Source organism: Marinomonas mediterranea MMB-1 (assembly GCF_000192865.1).
Taxonomy (GTDB): Bacteria; Pseudomonadota; Gammaproteobacteria; order Pseudomonadales; family Marinomonadaceae; genus Marinomonas; species Marinomonas mediterranea.
On record NC_015276.1, the window covers coordinates 2,304,649 to 2,323,046 of the forward strand.

The following is an 18,398-nucleotide window of genomic DNA, read 5'->3' on the forward strand; positions in this document are numbered from 1 at the left end:
TTTAATAACACTCCTAAGTGGCGAAAACAAGGTTCTTAAAAATCACCTGTTAAATACGTGAGTTAGGTTTACGAGTACTCGCTTACTATCTTGAAGTAGAATCATATGAATGATCGTGTCAAATATTTGCTTATACAGCTATTTATTTTTTTGCTTCCCGGTTTTTTTTCTGTTTTATATATCGAGCCGAATGCTTATGGACTAGATTTTGCGGAAACGTTTCTTTTCCATATTTGTGGCATTAGTGGCTTTCTATCTTTATGGCTACTTCTGACATTACCAGCGGTATTTATGAACCTAGTAATGTCAGAAGTAATTCTAATCCCCATATCCATAGTTTTTTGTATTGTTGGCGCTACTTTTATTTATATGCGGCTTTATAAACCGATTATAAAGCGAATAATTTTAATCAGCATTGTAAACCTATGGCTATCAATATGGTCTATATTAATTGGCCAAGCTATCATTTTCATATCTGGTCACGCCTGAAAAAATACGAGCACAAGACACGCCCCGTCCGGAAAAAGATAAAAAGGAGCCGGAAGAAAAAAGCACCCAACAGGACACACCTGTAACGGGATGTTGTCATTGTCCAGTATGCGGTGACGCGTCGGCACACTACATAGGTGAAGTCTCCTCGAACCGCTGGAATCGAAAAAGATTAAGAACAGGCTGGTGGCATAAAACGAACATGAACGTCAGCGAAAATAGAATCAGGTCAAAGAGCCTGAGGGGTTAGGCTTGCCAATTGCCTAGGATCTGGGTAAAACTATAGATATAGACGATAAAAAACGATTACAAAGAGTCTTCTTAGCCTAATTTAAGGTCAAGAGCACTCGAAAACACACCGCAAAGACACAGGGAAGGTCGCATCATGAAAAAAGCAAATTCCCTATACAAAGACGCGGCAGTTCAACAGACTCTTATAGCTGCGGCTGCGCCGCCTTATAACCCTTAATTGTTATAAGCACTGAGCTTTAGTTGAAAATTTAATTTCGTATTACATTGTATGTCATTTATTTTTGTTAGTGGCTAGTGGGAACTTATTGATAGGGAATAATATGCCGAAATCAGATAGTGGTGGTATTGGTGCAAAAAAAGGCTTTTTGTATCAAGATTATGTTGCAGCCCTGTACACACTCAAAATGTTGGATGACAAAAGTATTGAAAAAGTCCGATGCGAAGTATCAGATGATATAGACATCATTTATGACGATCACATTGAATATATCCAAGTAAAAACAACTAAAGCAGACAAGTCTTGGCAACTCAGTGAATTTACCAAGGCATCATATAAAACAACCAAAACTAAGACGGGAAGGGAGAGAAAAAAGTACAATAATGATTCTATTCTACATAAATCATTAGACTGCGATGCAGAACATTTAAATGGGTTATTTCGTATTGTTACTCCTCGTGATGTTTACGCAAATTTATCATATCTTAAAATACCTCTGAGTGAACGTTCTGGAAATCCACGAAGAGAGGGTATCCTCAAGTCATTACGAGGAGCCTTAAGGGACTATGAATCCCCGAATGGAAACAATGTGGAGTATTGGTTGGACCATGCTACTTGGCAAGTTATTGCAACTGATGAACAAATCAAACTAGCTGCATTTAAAATAATAACGACTGTGGCTTATGAATATTGTGGAGTGCATTTAAACCCTACGCGTGACCCACAGCGAATTCTGAATGATTTGCTTACAAATCTAATTGAAAAAAGTGCGACTTCTATTGTATTACGGAGTGAAGATCAAAAAACTTATACTAGGAAAGACTTTATTTATTGGTTTAAGAAAGAGGTCGAACACTACGGCAATCAAGCCCGAAATCAGTTAAAAGTATATACCACCGATAGTGCTAAGCTAACTGCAATTCTAGATACTTTTTTAACTGATGATAACCTATACAGGCTTGAAGGTGATAAATCCTGCAGGGGAATTAAAGGAAAATACCACCGAAAAAAATACAAGTATGAGAGCATTTCAAAGGGGATCACAAAGTGGTTGCCAGAGGTATTACTTCGCCCTAGTGAAATTGCAGATCAATCCCCTGAAAAATTAGAAGATAAAATTCAAAGTTATGCCTCAAAAAAAGCACATATTCTATCTACGTTAGACAGCTTAATAGCCAACGTTTTGCTTCACTCAACTATACGTACAAGCTACAACTCTCAACCTATACCAGCACATCTTTATATCGACGATGAAAAAGGCACTTCTTTTGACAATGTACATATTCTACTCAATGATCATGAGCCAGACTCATTAATCATGGGCTTTAGTCACCTTATCGAAGGAGATGTAGACGGTTCACTAGAGAAAATTGTAGAAAAATTCGATGAATTACTCGAGTCTGATGCATTTAGCTCCAGAAATGAAAAAATATTAGAGGATAAAGAAGATAGTTACTTACTTAAGCATGATATTGATGAAATTTTGCAATCAAATACATCTTTAGATGAGCACATATCGCGCTTTCGGTTTGCTTTCTTTTTAGGTTATGAGACAGATATACTAAAATGCAACCAATGTGAAATGTCTAAAGAGTATTTGGTAGAACTAGAAGCGGAAGTTATTTCTCACTTTCAAAAATTAATTGACTCTCTCATTGAAAAAGATGATTTTTTTGAAGACCTACATATATACGTATACCTATGCCCAATCCCTTCTATTGACACGCTTAAATCCTCAGTAAGAAAAGTGGTAGAGGAAGTATGATGTTTAACCTAAACCCAAAAGTATGTATTGAAAATGTTCGAAACGACGTTTTAAGCCCATTTATGTACTTAAAACATGCTAATAAGTGTTTATCGTCTCCTAGTCATAAATCAATTGGCAGGGAGTACGTAATTCGCGCACTTGATGAATTTGATAAATTTGAAAGTCAAAGTCAACTACTAAAAAACCTAGTTCGAAAAGCAGGCTTGTACCCGTACTTAATAAAGTTTTTTTCTTCAACTAAAGCACCTGATATAGAGCTGCTGTTACAACTGTACCAAAGTGAAATTAGTCCAGATTTCGTTTTTCACTCGATGCAGGCAAAGATTTACAACCTTTTAATTTCCGGAAAGAATGTAGTTCTGAGTGCGCCCACAAGCATGGGGAAAAGCGCTATTGTCGATTCATTGATTGCAAGCAATAGATTTAATCGGTTAGTCGTCGTCGTACCAACCATTGCATTAATAGATGAAACAAGGCGACGCATTCAAAAAAATTTTGGTAGAAAGTTCCAAGTTATCCATCATGGTTCACAGGAACGTCGAAAAGATAGAACTATTTATGTTCTAACACAAGAACGTGTCAATGAGAGAGAGGACTTACAGAATATAGACCTCTTTGTTGTAGATGAGTTCTATAAACTAGCATTTAGCCATGAAGATAAATCAAGAGCGATTTCTTTGAATATTGCTCTAAGTAAATTGCTATCCGTCTCTAAACAATTTTACATGATTGGCCCATATATAGACGCTATGCGTGGGATGGATGCTTTACAAAAAGAATATGTATTTGTTCCATCTGATTTCAATACTGTTGCATTAAATGTTAATGAATACAACATCAAACCAAATGATGTTGCTTCTAAGAATAGTCAGTTAAAAAAAATATTAGAAACCTATAAAGGACAGACTATCATCTATTGCAGATCGCAAAAGTCGATTGATCAGGTTGTCACTTCAATGGATTATATTTGTTTTGATAAACCTTCTCGTGAAATTAAAAATTATTACCGTTGGTTAAAAAGGTTTTATGGTAGTAACTGGTGCTACTCTAGAGCCTTAAAACTTGGTATCGGGGTTCATCACGGAGCTTTGCCACGTGCATTACAGCAAAAAACTGTAGACCTTTTTAATAAAAATAAAATCAAGTACTTAGTATGTACATCGACATTAATAGAAGGTGTAAATACGGTAGCTGAAAATGTAGTAATTTATGATAATAGAAGAGCTAACGCATCTATTGATGACTTTACTCATAAGAATATCGCAGGTCGAGCAGGCCGAATGAATCAGCATCTGATAGGTAACGTATTCTGTTTGGAATCCCTTCCAAGCAGAGAGTTTCAATCCAACGTAGTTGAATTACCTCTCGGGCATCAGAATGTCGAAACACCTTTGAACCTGCTTGCTGGAATTCAAAGCGAGCATCTGACTGATATGAGCCGTGAATCTCTTTCTCAATTTGATATGTCTTCCAAAGTGCCATTAGATTTAATTAGAAAGCACGCTTCTTACAATGTTCTTAGCATCGAATCTGCATACAGTTTCATTACTGAGCTTTCCATTGAAGATATGAAACTTCTATCGAAAAAGAAAACTCCAGATAGTTATAACTTAGAACTGCTTGTTCAATTTATAAAAATTTTAGAAGCGGGAGCTCTTCAAAAGTTAAGCTTACACTTCGAAGATAATGACGAGTTAAAAAATAGAATGGCTTGGTATATTTATGCCGAGAGCCATACCGATTATATTCGTGAAAGGCTGAAATATATATACAGTCACCGAGAAGGGGTTCAGCGAGTTTCTGAGGGTACTGACTGGGAGTTTAAAATAGCTCGAAACATTTTTAAACACTCAATCCCTAGAGCCCTAATGCTTTTACAAGATTTGCTAAATTACCAATTTGACCAATTGGATATTAAGGTTGTGACTGATTTTGGGTACTTGGTTCATATATTTGAAAACTCACACTTGCCTACAGCATTCTCAGCTTTAGAGGAAATGGGGATAGCAATAGAAACTCTGGAAAAGCTAGTTACTGAACGCGTGAGTTCATCAAGTATTGAAACATTGTCTAGATATATTCGCATGTACTACAAAAAATCCGAAAGGTTACATGCTATCGATAGGATGTTTATTCGACTTGCATTGTAATCATAATTTTTTAGATTGTATTAGCTTAGTGCTTAAACCGGTTTATATAGGACACCCATTCGAAGTGTTTCCTGATTCTATGTAGTGGGTGTCTGTTAGGTGTTTAACAGTCCATTTCTGTAAAAATTTACATCAACGCACTTTGATGAATCAATACGAGGGCATCAATATGCGAGTCATGAAATTAAACGAAGTCATCAACACAACTGGGCTTTCTAGATCGTCAATCTATGCTTACATGTCAAAGGGCAATTTCCCAAAACCCATTCAGCTAGGACCTAGGGCCGTCGCTTGGATTGAAGAGGAAGTTCATAAATGGCTATGTGATAAGATCAGCCAGAGAGGGTAAAATTTACCAATTCTTTGGCTGTACAACCCCCTGTTTTACCATCCGTCGATAGACAGTAGGTCGTGATACACCCAATACCCTGGCTACAGAGGATACGTTCCATCGATGCTGTTGAAGTAAGTCCAATAAAGAGGGTTGTTCCGCTTGCTGGGGGAGGTTTTTAGAGATGGCAGCATAATGCGTCGTCGCTTGGATCTCGGGGAGTGTTTGATTCAGATGCTGGTGATGAGTGATAAACTCTTCGGGTAAGTGCTGGACCGTAATCTCGTCGCCTGCACAGACAGCTTCCGCAAACGTTAGCGCATTTTTAAGCTGACGAATATTGCCTGGCCAGTTGTATGCCAATAATGCACTCATGGCATCAGCCCGTAATCTCACGTCTGGATTAATCTTTTTCAATAACACCTGAATTAAATATTGCTTATCTGCGCGTGCATTCAGCGTTGGCAGCTTTAATGTTGCTCCATTTAAACGATAGAACAGATCCTCCCGAAAACGTCCGTCGGTTATGCGTTGTAACAAATCACAATGTGTAGCCGCTAATACGCGGATGTCGACCTCTATAGGTTGTAACGCGCCCAATGGTAAAACCAACCCTTCGGCTAACACTCTCAGTAAGCGTGTTTGTAAATGCAGTGGCATATCCCCAATCTCATCTAAAAAGAGAGAGCCGCCATCCGCTTGTTGAATTAACCCTTTTGCCCCTTTTGCTCGCCCCCCAGTAAAGGTTCCAGGGGCATAGCCAAACAACTCACTTTCAATCAACGATTCTGGGATTGCCGCGCAATTAACAGCAACAAAAGGCTTGTCGGAGCGATTACTGCTAACATGAAGCGCTTGGGCTAACACTTCTTTACCAGTTCCTGTATCTCCTAAAATCAGTAAGTTCATATCCCTATGGCGTAAATGTTTAGCCAAGCGAATGGTTTTTCGCATCGCTGGGTCATCGGCACACAAACAGTCTAGGCTGGGAACAGATTCTTCTGTATCGGTGAGATTACTGGAAAGGTGCTTTTGGTAAGGCGTGTTCATAGTTGGTTCGATCAACATACCGAACAAAGTTTGCTGAGTGCCCGTTAAACGAAAAGCGCGTATACCATCTTTACTTTCGTATGTAATGGATAAAATATCCCGCCATTGACACTCCAACAATGTTGGTAGCGAAATGCATTGTTGGCCAATGACTTGGCATTGTGACAATAAACGACGTCCTGCTGTGTTTGCCGCTAACACTTGACCTTGTTCGTCTAATGCGAATAGCAGTTGTCCATTTACCTGTACTAACTCACGCGATTGATCGCATTTGAATATCAGGCTGTGTCGATAGCGCCGCAAGAAATACGCATCTTCTATCAGTCGAGCGTAGAGCTGAGTTAAATGCAGCGCAAAATTTTGACTGTCAGGCGAACGAGATGAATTTAACGCAGAAATATCCAAAACAGCCAAGAGTTGGCCAAAAGGGTCTTTGATGGGTGCGGCGGTACAGGTTAAGCCAATATGAGAGCTATCAAAATGATTGGTACGGTGGCACGTTAGCGCTTGTTGCTCTTGGATGCAGGTACCCACAGCACATGTACCTGCGTATTGCTCACTCCAATCCGCACCTAAATAAAGTCCTGCCTTCTGCAGTCGATCATCATCTTTTTTATTCCCCAAAAATTGAACAGTGATACCTCGGTAATCACTAAGCAATAAAACATAACCGAGTCCTGCAATTTGTGTGAATAATTGCTCTACACCCGCACGTGCAACATTTAACAACTCATCCACCGAGTCTTGATGTTCTAGCAAGGTCTGCTGAGTCACAATGCGTGCCGGTCTAGGTCGACTAGGATCCAAACCATACTCGTTGATACAGCGTTGCCAAGAGCGGCCAATCAACTCTGGGGGAAGCGCGCTTTTACCGTTCAATCGGTGACCGTCATAACGCAATATCGTTTCTATATGACGGCGTTGCTGACTCATATTGCTCATGCTGATACCTAGCTTTGGTCTATTTATAGTTATTTTTGACTGTCTTGAGTCTAACCCCGAAGAAAGAACCTTTCTAGCCTTCTTTGCAACAACCTCTTTCGCCGCCGAAAACTCAAGATCTCACCTGTAACATTCAGCGTTACACCTGTAATAAAAAGTGTGACAGGTGTAATCATCTGGAAAACAGAAAAACTTATTACATCATCGAGCGATAACCATACCTTTCAGAGTAAAGTGTTAAGAATCATAAAGTTGTAAGTGTGATCATGATTAAAACAGATTGTTGGCACGCATGCTGCTCTTGTAATTAACCAGCACGATTCAAGCGTACATGCAAAAGGATCTGAGTTGGTTGTCTTTTTAGGCAAACGCAGTAACAAAAACAATAATCTGCAATGGAGATACTTATGACCCAGTCAGCAACTAAGCAATCAGCGCTGAGCACAACACATCAACCCAATGTCACGGTTACCCAATGGCTTGAAAAACTATCGAGTGCATTTCATTCAAATACTCCCAGCGATGCCGCATTTCTGTTTGAAGAGGATGGATACTGGCGAGACTTGGTCGCATTTACATGGAACATAAAAACATTAGAAGGTCGTACGGCTATCCGTGACATGATCAACGAAACGGTTAGCCATATCCGCCCTACAAACTGGCAATTGGATGAAGACGTCACCGAAAAAGACGGTGTTATTGATGCTTGGATTACGTTTGATACCGCTGTTGCTAAAGGTCGTGCCTACCTTCGTTTGCGTGATGGGCTTGCTTGGACGTTTTTAACCACCATGGTCGAGCTCACAGATTATCCAGAAAAGCGTAACAAACGTCGTCCAAAAGGCGCAGAACATGGTGCCAATAAAAATCGTCAAACATGGCTTGAAAAACGCCAACATGAAGAGATGACACTTGGCTACACAGAGCAACCATATTGTCTCATCATCGGAGGTGGGCAAGGCGGTATTGGATTAGCGGCTCGCCTGCGCCAACTAGATGTTCCAACCATCGTAATTGATGCTTTACCAAAGCCTGGGGATACATGGCGTAATCGGTATAAGTCGCTATCCCTGCATGACCCCATTTGGTATGACCACATGCCATACCTTCCTTTTCCTGAAAACTGGCCCGTATTTACTCCCAAAGACAAGATAGGTGATTGGCTGGAGATGTACACCAAGGTTATGGAAATAAACTACTGGGGCTCAACTCGTTGCACGAATGCACAATTTGATGAAGAAAAACAAGAGTGGGTGGTCAGTGTCGAACGAGATGGTGTCGCTCTGACACTTCGCCCCAAACAGCTTGTTTTAGCAACAGGTATGTCTGGTATTCCGAACATACCAGAAATCCCTGGTATGGATACGTTTGAAGGGGAGCAACACCACTCCAGCAAACACCCTGGCGGAGAAGCTTACAAAGGTAAGAAATGCATTGTATTAGGAGGTAACAATTCTGCCCATGATATTTGTTGTGCACTTTGGGAAAACGAAGCGGATGTCACCATGATCCAACGCTCTTCAACGCATATCATCAAATCTGACTCCCTGATGGAGCTCGTCTTAGGGGGGTTATACTCAGAAGAAGCGGTTGAAAATGGCATGACAACCTATAAGGCAGATATGACCTTCGCGTCCATTCCGTTTCAAATCATGCCACAGTTCCATATTCCCGCTTATCAAGCGGTTGCAGAAAAGGATAAAGACTTTTATCAGCGCTTAACGGATGCCGGGTTCTTGCTTGATTTTGGCGAAGATGGCTCGGGACTATTTATGAAATATCTGCGTCGTGGCTCGGGCTACTACATCGATGTGGGGGCATCTGATTTGGTGGCCAATGGCGATATTAAACTAAAATCGGGTGTTTCCATTGAACGCATTAAACCAAAATCCGTTGTGCTGACAGATGGCACAGAACTCGAAGCCGATTTGATCGTTTACGCCACAGGATTTGGTTCAATGAATGGTTGGGCCGCGAAGATCATCTCTCAAGACGTAGCCGATAAAGTGGGTAAATGCTGGGGGATGGGTTCAAACACAGCGAAAGACCCTGGACCTTGGGAAGGAGAGCTTCGCAATATGTGGAAGCCCACTCATCAAGAAGCGCTCTGGTTTCATGGGGGTAACTTGCATCAATCCAGACATTATTCGCAATATTTATCACTACAACTCAAAGCCCGTATGGAAGGGATAGAAACCCCGGTTTATGGCATGGAGCCAGTCCACCATTTAAGCTAGCAAAGCGAGAGTTTAGGCTATCAAGTTAAAGTAGCCTAAACGCCATCACGTTAAACAGCGACCGCTCTAGTGGTCGCTGTTATGTTCTTTTCTAAGATCAACAAGAGTGCTTGTTAAAGTCGGTTGATGTGAGGGCAATCTGCGGTGGTGAACTAACTTAAAGAGAAGAAAATAGGGGGCATCGATAGACTAACCTATACGACTGAATGGGAAGGGCGGTGAAAAGTTGGTGCAGCATGGGCTTAATGAATCCAGACTCAGAAGGAAACTGGCCGAGCACAACCAGAGGTCAATCAAGTAATGGCATATAGTGGCAATGGCAAACCTAGCAAATAGATCACTTTAAGGACTCTTGTGGCTCTTTTTGCTTAGGGCAGGTGCAATGGTAATAAAGGCACAAATCAGTAAAGAGCAGCTGCCTGGTAAGAGGAGGTGCAAAGGTGGCTCCAAGTAGGAATTAACAATAGAGATTAAACAAATATAATCTAAGCTAAACCTCATCAAAAAATATCACAGTTCTGATATTGGTCTTTAGCGATACCATCTACCCATTGTTTTAAGTTTTCGCAATATGGCTAATTAACACAAGTAAATAGTGCTAAAGACCTTGCTCATTAAAAACTGTAAGATTAGGATTGTATTAATTTGTATTAATTTGTATTATTTCGACAAAATAGGGTTACACAAGACACCCATTCGATTTGACGGTGCATACATTAAACTGTATAAATAAACAGTGTATTTTGTTTGGAAAAAGGAATTTCCGTATGCCGCGCCCAAGAAGTCAACAGGTCAGCTTGTCTGATACTCCTTATTATCATTGTATTTCTCGCTGTGTTCGCCGCGCTTTTCTTTGTGGAGAGGATGTCGTCACGGGCAAAAGCTTTGAACATCGTCGTGGTTGGATCGAAAACCGTCTTTTATTTCTTGCTCAAATATTTGCCATCGATGTGTGTGCCTATGCTGTGATGAGTAACCACATTCATGTTGTTTTGCATGTGAATGCGCAAGACGCCAAGGACTGGACAACTCGTGAAGTGATTGAGCGCTGGCACAAACTCCATAAGGGAACAGTGCTCACTCAGAAGTACATCCGAGGTGAAGAGCTGCCAAAGGCTGTGATGGAAATGTTGGAAGTGACAGCCGAGACTTATCGTCAACGGCTCATGGATATTAGCTGGTTCATGAGGAATCTCAGTGAGCCAATAGCAAGGCAAGCAAATTTTGAAGATAATTGTACAGGCCGGTTCTGGGAAGGGCGCTTCAAGTCTCAGGCACTCTTGGATGAAGCTGCGTTAATTGCTTGCATGGCGTATGTCGATCTCAATCCACTTAGAGCGAATATCGCAGACACGCCTGAAACCTCTCAATTTACCAGCGTAAAGAAACGAGTTAAGTCAGCGAAGCGTGCAGAGCAACCAAAAGAGTTGATGCCATTTATCGGCAACGAAAGAGAAAACCAACCGACTGGAATTGCTTTTAAACTCAAAGACTACCTTGATCTTGTTGATCTGACTGGACGTATTGTTCGCGAAGATAAAAGAGGGTCAATCGATCTATCACTTTCGCCTATTTTACAAAGAGTAGGCATTTCTCACGAAAATTGGATAACGATTGCAACTCAGTTCGAATCAAACTCAAGCAGTATCGTAGGAGCGGAAGCAAGCATAAAGGAATATTCGCACTCAAATCCTAAAGCCAGACCAAACCGAAGGTGCACTAGGCTACTCGCGTAATTTAATTTCCTGATAATCCCCCATCATTCCTAAACGGATCTAAGGTCATACAATGTGAGTGGTATGAGGCCGCTTCTCGCGTGAAAACTGAGAATAGTCTCCGGTTCACTGTGAATTTCCAAGATAGGCAGTTTAACCTCTGGTTTTAAATCGATAGATTTGATTATAGAGCTGGGAAGTATTTCCTGATTCTATGTAGTGGGTGTCTTTTAGGCGTTCCACCGGAAATTTCAGAGGCTTCTTCGTGGAACTGCCAGGTTGGTAAGTTGATACGTGAATTTGCAATCTTTAGTTTAGTCCCTGATGTTGTTTTGGTTCCTGGGGATATTAACAACAACGGTACAGGGGGAGTATTTTCTGTCGGATCGCCTTCTTATCCGGTTGTGACTTTAGCAACTCAATCCACAATAACGTTAGCGGGTGCCACTGATCATGAATGTATATATGCACTTGATGCATTGGCGTCCAACGAATTAAAGGTATCTGAACGGCTAAAGATCATAACTGATTTCTGTAAAGCGAAGATTAACGCTGAAAGCGCTATTGATGCTTTGTTAGAGGCAGGAGAAAGACCTAAACTAGCGTTTGTTTCGCCGCTTCCTCCAGAAAAAGTGGCGTTGTATTTTATAGCGCGGAGTTAATTCCAGCCTTAAGCCAATATTATGATGTGGATGTGATAGTCGATAGAGAATTCATTGAGGATGCATGGATTACAGATAATTGCGGTGTTTATACGCCAGAGTACCTTATCACAAATAGTGAGTTATATGAGCGGGTTATTTACCATTTTGGTAATTCTTATTTTCACTCTTATATGTACGCCCTCTTAGAGCGAGTTCCAGGCGTTGTTGTGTTACATAATTTCTATTTGGGTGACTTGGCTTATCACATGCACATCCATGAAGGTAGAGCTTTTGGTTTGAACGAGCGCTTTATTTCTCTAGTGGCTATAGGACAGTCGCTGAAGGTGTTAATAACTCAGATGATATACTTACTGCGTTTCGATGTTTTTGAGAAATCAAAAAGTGTTGTTGTTCACTCTGCTTTTGCAAAAATGCTAGCGAGAAAATATTACAGTAATATCGAATCTAGTGCCTGTCATGTTATTCCATTATTGCGGCAGCCCGCTTACTTGGCGGATAAAACGGAAGTTAGAAAAAGTTTGGGACTTAAGTCGGGTGACTTTGTTGTATGCAGCTTTGGTTTTATTGGGCGGAATAAATTGAATATTCGGTTGATCTAGACTTGGCTCTCATCCCCACTTGCTAACCAGAGAGAATGCAAGCTGATTTTTGTTGGTGGGCTACCTAATGATAGTTATGGGGAATCTGTTCTCGATGCTATAAAAGGCCATGAAAATATAGTTATTACCGGATGGGTTGACGATATAACGTACCATAATTACTTGAGTGCTGCAGATGTAGCGGTGCAGCTGCGCTCTGAATTTCGTGGTGAAACTTCAGCTGCAGTGCTTGATTGCATGAATGATGGCCTCGCCACAATCGTCAATGCCCGCGGGTCAATGGCTGAGATTTCCGATAATGATGTTGTGGTTTTGTATCATAAGCTTTTCAATAGTGATTTATGCTTTGCATTGGAGCGTTTATGGAGTAGTGAAGATGAACGTCAACCTATAGGTGTACATGCTGCGCAAACAATAAGGTCAAAGCATTCACCTCAATATTGTGTCAAGCGGTATGCGGAAGTTATTGAGCACGATAGAAATTTATCTTTACATGACGCTCAATTTTTAATGAAAGAGATAGCCCGTCTTGGCCCCCAGCACTGGGAGTCAATGAACGTGTCGATATCGCTGAGCGGTTGTCGCGAAATTTTCCTTTGCGAACCGCAAAGCGACAGCTATTTGTTGATGTGACTCCAACAGCGGAAAATGATATACGTACAGGTATTCAGAGGGTAGTCTGTTCTATTGTTAGAGCTTTGATTGAAATGGACCTTCCGGAATATCGGATTGAGCCTGTATATCTATCGGATAAAGGTGGCGGTTGGCATTATCGCTACACGAGACAATGGGCTTCTCAGATTATGGGGCGTTCTAGTGAGAGGGCAGTTAATGAGCCAATTGATCGCGCCCCTAGCGATTTTTTACTGATTGTGGATTTCATGTCGGGGGGGCTATATCATGTAATGCTCTCAGGTATATATGATGATTTAAGGCGTGATGGAGTCGAGATTAAGACTGTAACTTACGATCTTTTACCGATCCTTTTTCCGTCTTACTTTCCTGCTGAAAATGAAGTTGAATTAAATCACAAACTTTGGTTAGAGGCAGTCTTTAAATTAGATGGCACGGTTTGTATTTCAAAATCAGTTGCGGATGAGCTGACTGTCTGGGCTAAGAAAAATACAGATGCAGATCTTAGCTCTTTCAGTATTGACTGGTTTCATTTGGGTGCAGACATTGGCTCTTGCGTGCCGACAAAAGGATGTCCGGACGATTACTTAACAACCGTCGGGTCAATAGAACAGGATATTAGTTTTTTAATGGTGGGGACAATCGAGCCACGTAAAGGCTATGCCCAGTCCTTAGCTGCATTCCAGCTGATTTGGGATAAAGGTGTTGATGTTAATCTGGTTTTTGTCGGGAAACAGGGCTGGAACATGAATGAGTTTTTTGACAAAATTAAATCTTCTACAGAGTACAATCGGAAACTTTTTTGGCTTGAGGGTATTAGCGATGAATATTTGGAAAAGATCTATGAGGCCAGCTCTTGCTTGATCGCGGCAAGTGAGGCTGAAGGACTCGGTCTGCCGCTCATTGGAGCCGCTCAATATAAATTACCTATTGTTGCCCGAGATATTCCAGTCTTCCGTGAAGTGGCGACCGAATATGCATTCTATTTCAAAGATTCACAAAATCCGCAAGACATTGCTGGGGCTGTAACGAACTGGTTAGAATTAAATACCAAATCTAAAGCTCCGCGATCAGATGATATGCCTTGGTTGACTTGGTAGCAAAGTGCACAACAGCTTATCGATATTGTTTTGGGTTACAACCAGTTTGGTTAAATTGAAATCTAAAGGTAAAAATGAAAACAGCAATTATTACAGGGATTACAGGTCAAGATGCCGCTTATTTGGCTGAACTCCTATTGAATAAAGGTTATAAGGTATATGGAACCTATCGTCGCACCAGTTCGGTCAATTTTTGGCGTATCGAAGAGTTGGGGATAGACAGGCATAATAATCTCCATCTAATTGAATACGATTTAACGGATCTAGGGGCCAGTATTCGCTTACTGCAAGAAACTAAGGCTACCGAGGTATATAATTTAGCTGCGCAAAGTTTTGTGGGTGTTTCATTTGATCAGCCGCATACTACTGCTCAGATCACAGGCATTGGCCCATTAAATTTGTTAGAAGCGATTCGTATCGTTAACCCGAATATACGTTTCTACCAGGCATCTACGTCAGAGATGTTCGGTGAGGTTCAGGAAATTCCTCAGAAAGAGTCGACCCCCTTTTATCCGCGCAGTCCATATGGGGTAGCCAAGCTTTACGCTCATTGGATGACAGTTAACTATCGTGAGTCTTACGATATTTTTGCGGCTAGTGGAATCTTGTTTAATCACGAATCTCCTCTGCGAGGTCAAGAGTTTGTAACGCGTAAAATTACAGATTCAATTGCCAAAATTAAGTTGGGTAAGTTAGATGCCTTGGAGCTTGGTAATATGGATGCAAAACGTGACTGGGGTTTTGCTAAAGATTACGTCGAAGGCATGTATTTGATGTTGCAAGCCGATAAGCCTGATACCTATGTGCTTGCAACTAACCGCACCGAGACTGTACGCGATTTTGTGACTATGTCATTTAAGGCGGCTGGAATTGATGTTCGCTTTGAGGGTGAAGCGGAGGATGAAGTTGCTATTGATATTGTGACCAATAAGGTTGTCGTTAAGGTGAATCCACAGTTCTATCGGCCGGCAGAGGTTGATTTGTTAATTGGTAATCCGCAAAAGGCAAAAGATGATTTGGGCTGGGAGCCAACAACTACATTAGAAGAGTTGTGTCAGATGATGGTGAAGGCGGACTTGCGTCGTAATGAGGCGGGTTTTTCATTCTAAATGTGCAATCTATTAGGAACTATTAACTCGGAGTGCTTGTGAATCAGCATGTATTTTTAACTGGTGCTTGCGGTTTTGTCGGTAAAGTTCTGTTGCCTATACTGCTGGCTAAAGGCTACCGTGTGACTTGTGCTTCTAGGTTAGCATCTTCCCATGCGGGCAGTGCAGCGGAATGGGTCACTCTTGATATTAATGATGCTAAGGCGGTGTCTTGTGTGATCGAGCAGGTTAAACCTAGTCATGTGATACATCTGGCTGCTCAGAGTCACGTGCCCACGAGCTTTCGTGAACCAGCACAAACCTGGCAAACGAATGTTATGGGTACGCTTCACTTGCTTGAGGCAGTTAAAACGCACTGTAGTGAGGCTTTTTTTCTTTTTGTTAGCTCTTCCGAAGTCTATGGTGAATTTTTCAAAGCTGCAGAGCTAACGGCGGAGTCGGCCGATTGCAAGCCTATGAACCCTTATGCGGCCAGCAAACGCGCAGCTGAACTAGCGATTGAGCAGTATTTTCGTCAAGGCTTAGCCGGGGCTATTGCCAGGCCGTTTAACCATATCGGTGCTGGTCAGTCACCAGAATTTGTTTCCGCGTCTTTTGCTCGACAAATTGCGGCTATTGAAGCGGGTAAGCAGAAGCCGATATTGCAGGTGGGTAACCTAGATGCGCAGCGAGACTTTCTCGATGTTAGGGATGTTTGCAACGCCTATGTGGCGTTGCTGGAATTGAAGACTGTCGATATCGAAGATCGAATATTTAATATTGCCTCTGGGCAGCCTCGCCGGATTGATGATGTACTCAAGCTGTTATTGCAACAGAGCTCTCAGGAAATAGCGGTAGAGCTGGATCCAGAGCGTATGCGGCCTTCGGATATCCCTCTTGCAGCGGGTGATTGCACTCGTATCCACTCCCTGACTGGTTGGCAGCCCAGTTACGATTTATCGAATACGTTGGCCGAGTTATTAGGTCACTGGCGTGAGCAGGTATAGATGTTTTGAAGCTGTTATTAAACACCGAGTCGCTGCTCCCGCAGTTAACGGAGATTGGTAGCTATACCCATAACCTGTTGCGGCAATTTGCTAAAACTCCCGAATTTGAACGGGTCGACTGTTTTAACGAGAGTAATCTGCTTAGTGCGGATGAGCAGTTGCAGTTAGTAGCATTATCGGGCGCTGACGCTCCAGAGATCCCTCACGACACTCGACCGAACTGACGCCATTATTACTGACTCTGAAGTAGTGCGTAGGCAGCTGATAGAATTATTGGATGTGCCAGAAGAACGTATCAGAACAGTCTATTTGGGAGCTGATGAGCGGTTTCACCCCCGAAGCCAAGAGTTGACAGATGAGTTTCTCTCCTAGTTTGGGCTGGCGCATCAGTCGTATGTGTTATTCGTGGGTACGTTTGAACCGAGAAAACGTGTTGAGGTTCTGCTTGATGCTTGGTGCTTGGTGCGCTGCCAGATTCGGTTCAGCGGACTTATCCCTTGGTACTTGCTGGGGCAATAGCGAGATGCTTCAACGTATTAAGTCACTTGAAGCTCAAGGAATTATTCGCGACTTACATTATGTCTCTGCGGATGCTTTGCTGTTGCTTTATTCTGGTGCGTCATTATTTGCTTACCCATCCGTATATGAAGGCTTCGGATTACCCGTTTTAGAAGCAATGAGCAGCGGTGTGCCTGTTATTTGCCGGGCGGGAACGTCTATGGCTGAGTTTGCGAAAGGGGTGTGCTTGCTTTGCGAGACAGATGAGACTGAAGAATTGAATGTCAAAATTTCAGAGATTCTTGGGAGTCCCCTGAAGCAAAAAGAGTATTCTCAAAAAGGGCTGATACAAGCTATGTGCTATTCATGGGCGCGATGTGCACAAGAGACGGCTAGAGTTTATCGTTCAATATCCTGATAAACCTTGAAGACTTGAGGAAAATTTTATTTTGATCGTGTCCCATTTCTGCAGAGTTTTTATTCGCAAAGATTATTTGTGGTGGCTTAGAGGAATTAAGTCCCGAGTCAGTTACGTGTCCTGAATGTCTATTTAGTTGATATTTTGCGTCTTTAAGATCTTTCATTGTGGTTTCACGAGTGCGTGATAAATCTCGAATCGGTTCATCTTCGGGCTTTGGTACGTAAATAGGTGTGAGGTCTTCAATTTTAAGCAATTTAGCGAGCTTTAGTGCGTCTCTGTTGTCTGTCTTTATTTTTTCGCCAGGCTTTTTAGGAATTAAGGAAGGGTCAACGACATAGCAACAATGGCCTAAACTCGTGAGAAGTCCGTAAATCCAATAGCCACACGGTCCTGCTTCGTAGACGAAATGAAGCATTGCTGCTAGGTACTTGGATTACATCTGGCGAGCAAACTTTATAATGGCTATTTTGGTGCTAGATATACGGCCGAAGTGGATGGGTTGAGCCCCCCGTTGGCGCTCAATATAAGCGATTTGGATAAACTCTTTATAAGTGTCCAAACCGATAAATAATATGCTTTGGTCAGACAATCTTTAGGTTTGAACACTTTTAATATAATCGGGTACCAGCCCCAAAACACCCTGCATGCGGCTCCGCACTTTGAGTGGTGAAGCTTAATCCATCCATCACGCAGCGATACTAATCCGGTTTTTTTTAAATAAGAATCGCTCAATGCTTGATTTATTCCTGGTGTTTTCGAACTACGCCATGGGCCTTTGCTTGTCATTCCACAACCGACTGCTGACTTTATCGACACGCTAAGCTTTAATAGATTTCTTGCTTTAGTGTGCGGCTTTCACCACCGTCGCCAGTATGCCACACGGACTTTGCTGCGAATCCAATGATCTAGATCGCAGCAAAGCTGGTAGCGCATACTGAGGCCCCAGTTTCGGTTGGTGAGTTCCCGTATTCGCTGCTTAAATTTTTGCAACGTCTTTGGGTACCATTTGATTCGACCGCTCTTAAACGTGAAGCCTAGAAATTGCTTTCGCTGGTTTTCACCACCTGGCTTTTCTCATTATTAGTGACAAGTTTTAAACGATTTTGCAGGCACTTCGTTTACACTGCATAGAACGCGTTCACTGGCCTGTAAATCGAGACTAAGAATATAGAAATTATTTTTAAGCGAGAGTTATATATCCTGGCTATTAGGTTTAAAAAGCTAAAATCCTAACAC

At 41.9% G+C, this 18,398-nt stretch carries 12 protein-coding genes and 2 pseudogenes; 12 read left to right on the forward strand and 2 right to left on the reverse strand.

Translation table 11 applies throughout. The features are described from left to right. Positions 1-1,061 precede the first annotated feature (1,061 nt). The 3 genes from MARME_RS10570 to MARME_RS10580 all read left to right on the forward strand — a co-directional run bounded on the left by MARME_RS10570 (position 1,062) and on the right by MARME_RS10580 (position 5,225). Positions 1,062-2,723, forward strand: coding sequence for a dsDNA nuclease domain-containing protein (locus MARME_RS10570; protein ID WP_013661256.1), 1,662 nt, complete (start codon positions 1,062-1,064; stop codon positions 2,721-2,723). Then, positions 2,720-4,876 (forward strand): DEAD/DEAH box helicase, encoded by a 2,157-nt coding sequence (locus MARME_RS10575; protein ID WP_049787769.1) that lies wholly within the window; start codon positions 2,720-2,722, stop codon positions 4,874-4,876. Before MARME_RS10570 ends, MARME_RS10575 begins: the two co-directional genes overlap by 4 nt. Positions 4,877-5,054: 178 nt before the next feature. After that, positions 5,055-5,225 (forward strand): helix-turn-helix transcriptional regulator, encoded by a 171-nt coding sequence (locus MARME_RS10580; protein WP_223295043.1) that lies wholly within the window; start codon positions 5,055-5,057, stop codon positions 5,223-5,225. Positions 5,226-5,228: 3 nt separating this feature from the next. On the opposite strand, the gene MARME_RS10585 is transcribed toward MARME_RS10580, so the two are convergent. Then, positions 5,229-7,199 (reverse strand): sigma-54-dependent Fis family transcriptional regulator, encoded by a 1,971-nt coding sequence (locus tag MARME_RS10585; protein WP_013661259.1) that lies wholly within the window; start codon positions 7,197-7,199, stop codon positions 5,229-5,231. Positions 7,200-7,606: 407 nt separating this feature from the next. Between MARME_RS10585 and MARME_RS10590 the strand changes: the two genes are divergently transcribed. The 9 genes and pseudogenes from MARME_RS10590 (at position 7,607) to MARME_RS10615 (ending at position 17,159) form a co-directional block, all read left to right on the forward strand. After that, complete coding sequence (locus MARME_RS10590; protein WP_013661260.1) at positions 7,607-9,436, forward strand: NAD(P)/FAD-dependent oxidoreductase; 1,830 nt, start codon at positions 7,607-7,609, stop codon at positions 9,434-9,436. 767 nt (positions 9,437-10,203) lie between these two features. After that, complete coding sequence (locus MARME_RS10595) at positions 10,204-11,172, forward strand: transposase (RefSeq protein WP_013661261.1); 969 nt, start codon at positions 10,204-10,206, stop codon at positions 11,170-11,172. A gap of 266 nt (positions 11,173-11,438) precedes the next feature. Beyond that, positions 11,439-11,813, forward strand: coding sequence for a hypothetical protein (locus MARME_RS21450; RefSeq protein ID WP_049787770.1), 375 nt, complete (start codon positions 11,439-11,441; stop codon positions 11,811-11,813). A 32-nt stretch (positions 11,814-11,845) separates the two neighbouring features. Then, the gene (locus tag MARME_RS21455; protein WP_148231022.1) at positions 11,846-12,415 is read left to right on the forward strand and encodes a hypothetical protein; all 570 of its coding nucleotides are present in this window, start codon (positions 11,846-11,848) and stop codon (positions 12,413-12,415) included. Positions 12,416-12,454: 39 nt separating this feature from the next. Next, positions 12,455-13,048 (forward strand): annotated as a pseudogene (locus MARME_RS21460) (hypothetical protein); the annotation flags it as partial. Between the two features lie 74 nt (positions 13,049-13,122). Further along, positions 13,123-14,148 (forward strand): glycosyltransferase, encoded by a 1,026-nt coding sequence (locus MARME_RS21465; protein ID WP_049787773.1) that lies wholly within the window; start codon positions 13,123-13,125, stop codon positions 14,146-14,148. Between the two features lie 74 nt (positions 14,149-14,222). Next, positions 14,223-15,257 carry a GDP-mannose 4,6-dehydratase gene (gene gmd / locus MARME_RS10605; RefSeq protein ID WP_013661262.1) on the forward strand — a complete coding sequence of 345 codons (1,035 nt, stop codon included), beginning with the start codon at positions 14,223-14,225 and terminating at the stop codon, positions 15,255-15,257. A 38-nt stretch (positions 15,258-15,295) separates the two neighbouring features. After that, entirely contained in the window at positions 15,296-16,243 is a 948-nt protein-coding gene (locus MARME_RS10610) for a GDP-mannose 4,6-dehydratase (protein WP_013661263.1), read from the forward strand. A 355-nt stretch (positions 16,244-16,598) separates the two neighbouring features. Beyond that, positions 16,599-17,159, forward strand: coding sequence for a glycosyltransferase (locus MARME_RS10615; RefSeq protein ID WP_223295027.1), 561 nt, complete (start codon positions 16,599-16,601; stop codon positions 17,157-17,159). Positions 17,160-17,292: 133 nt separating this feature from the next. Here the strand turns inward: MARME_RS10615 and MARME_RS10620 are convergent. After that, a pseudogene (locus MARME_RS10620) lies at positions 17,293-17,751 on the reverse strand (IS110 family transposase); the annotation flags it as partial. Between the last annotated feature and the right edge of the window lie 647 nt (positions 17,752-18,398).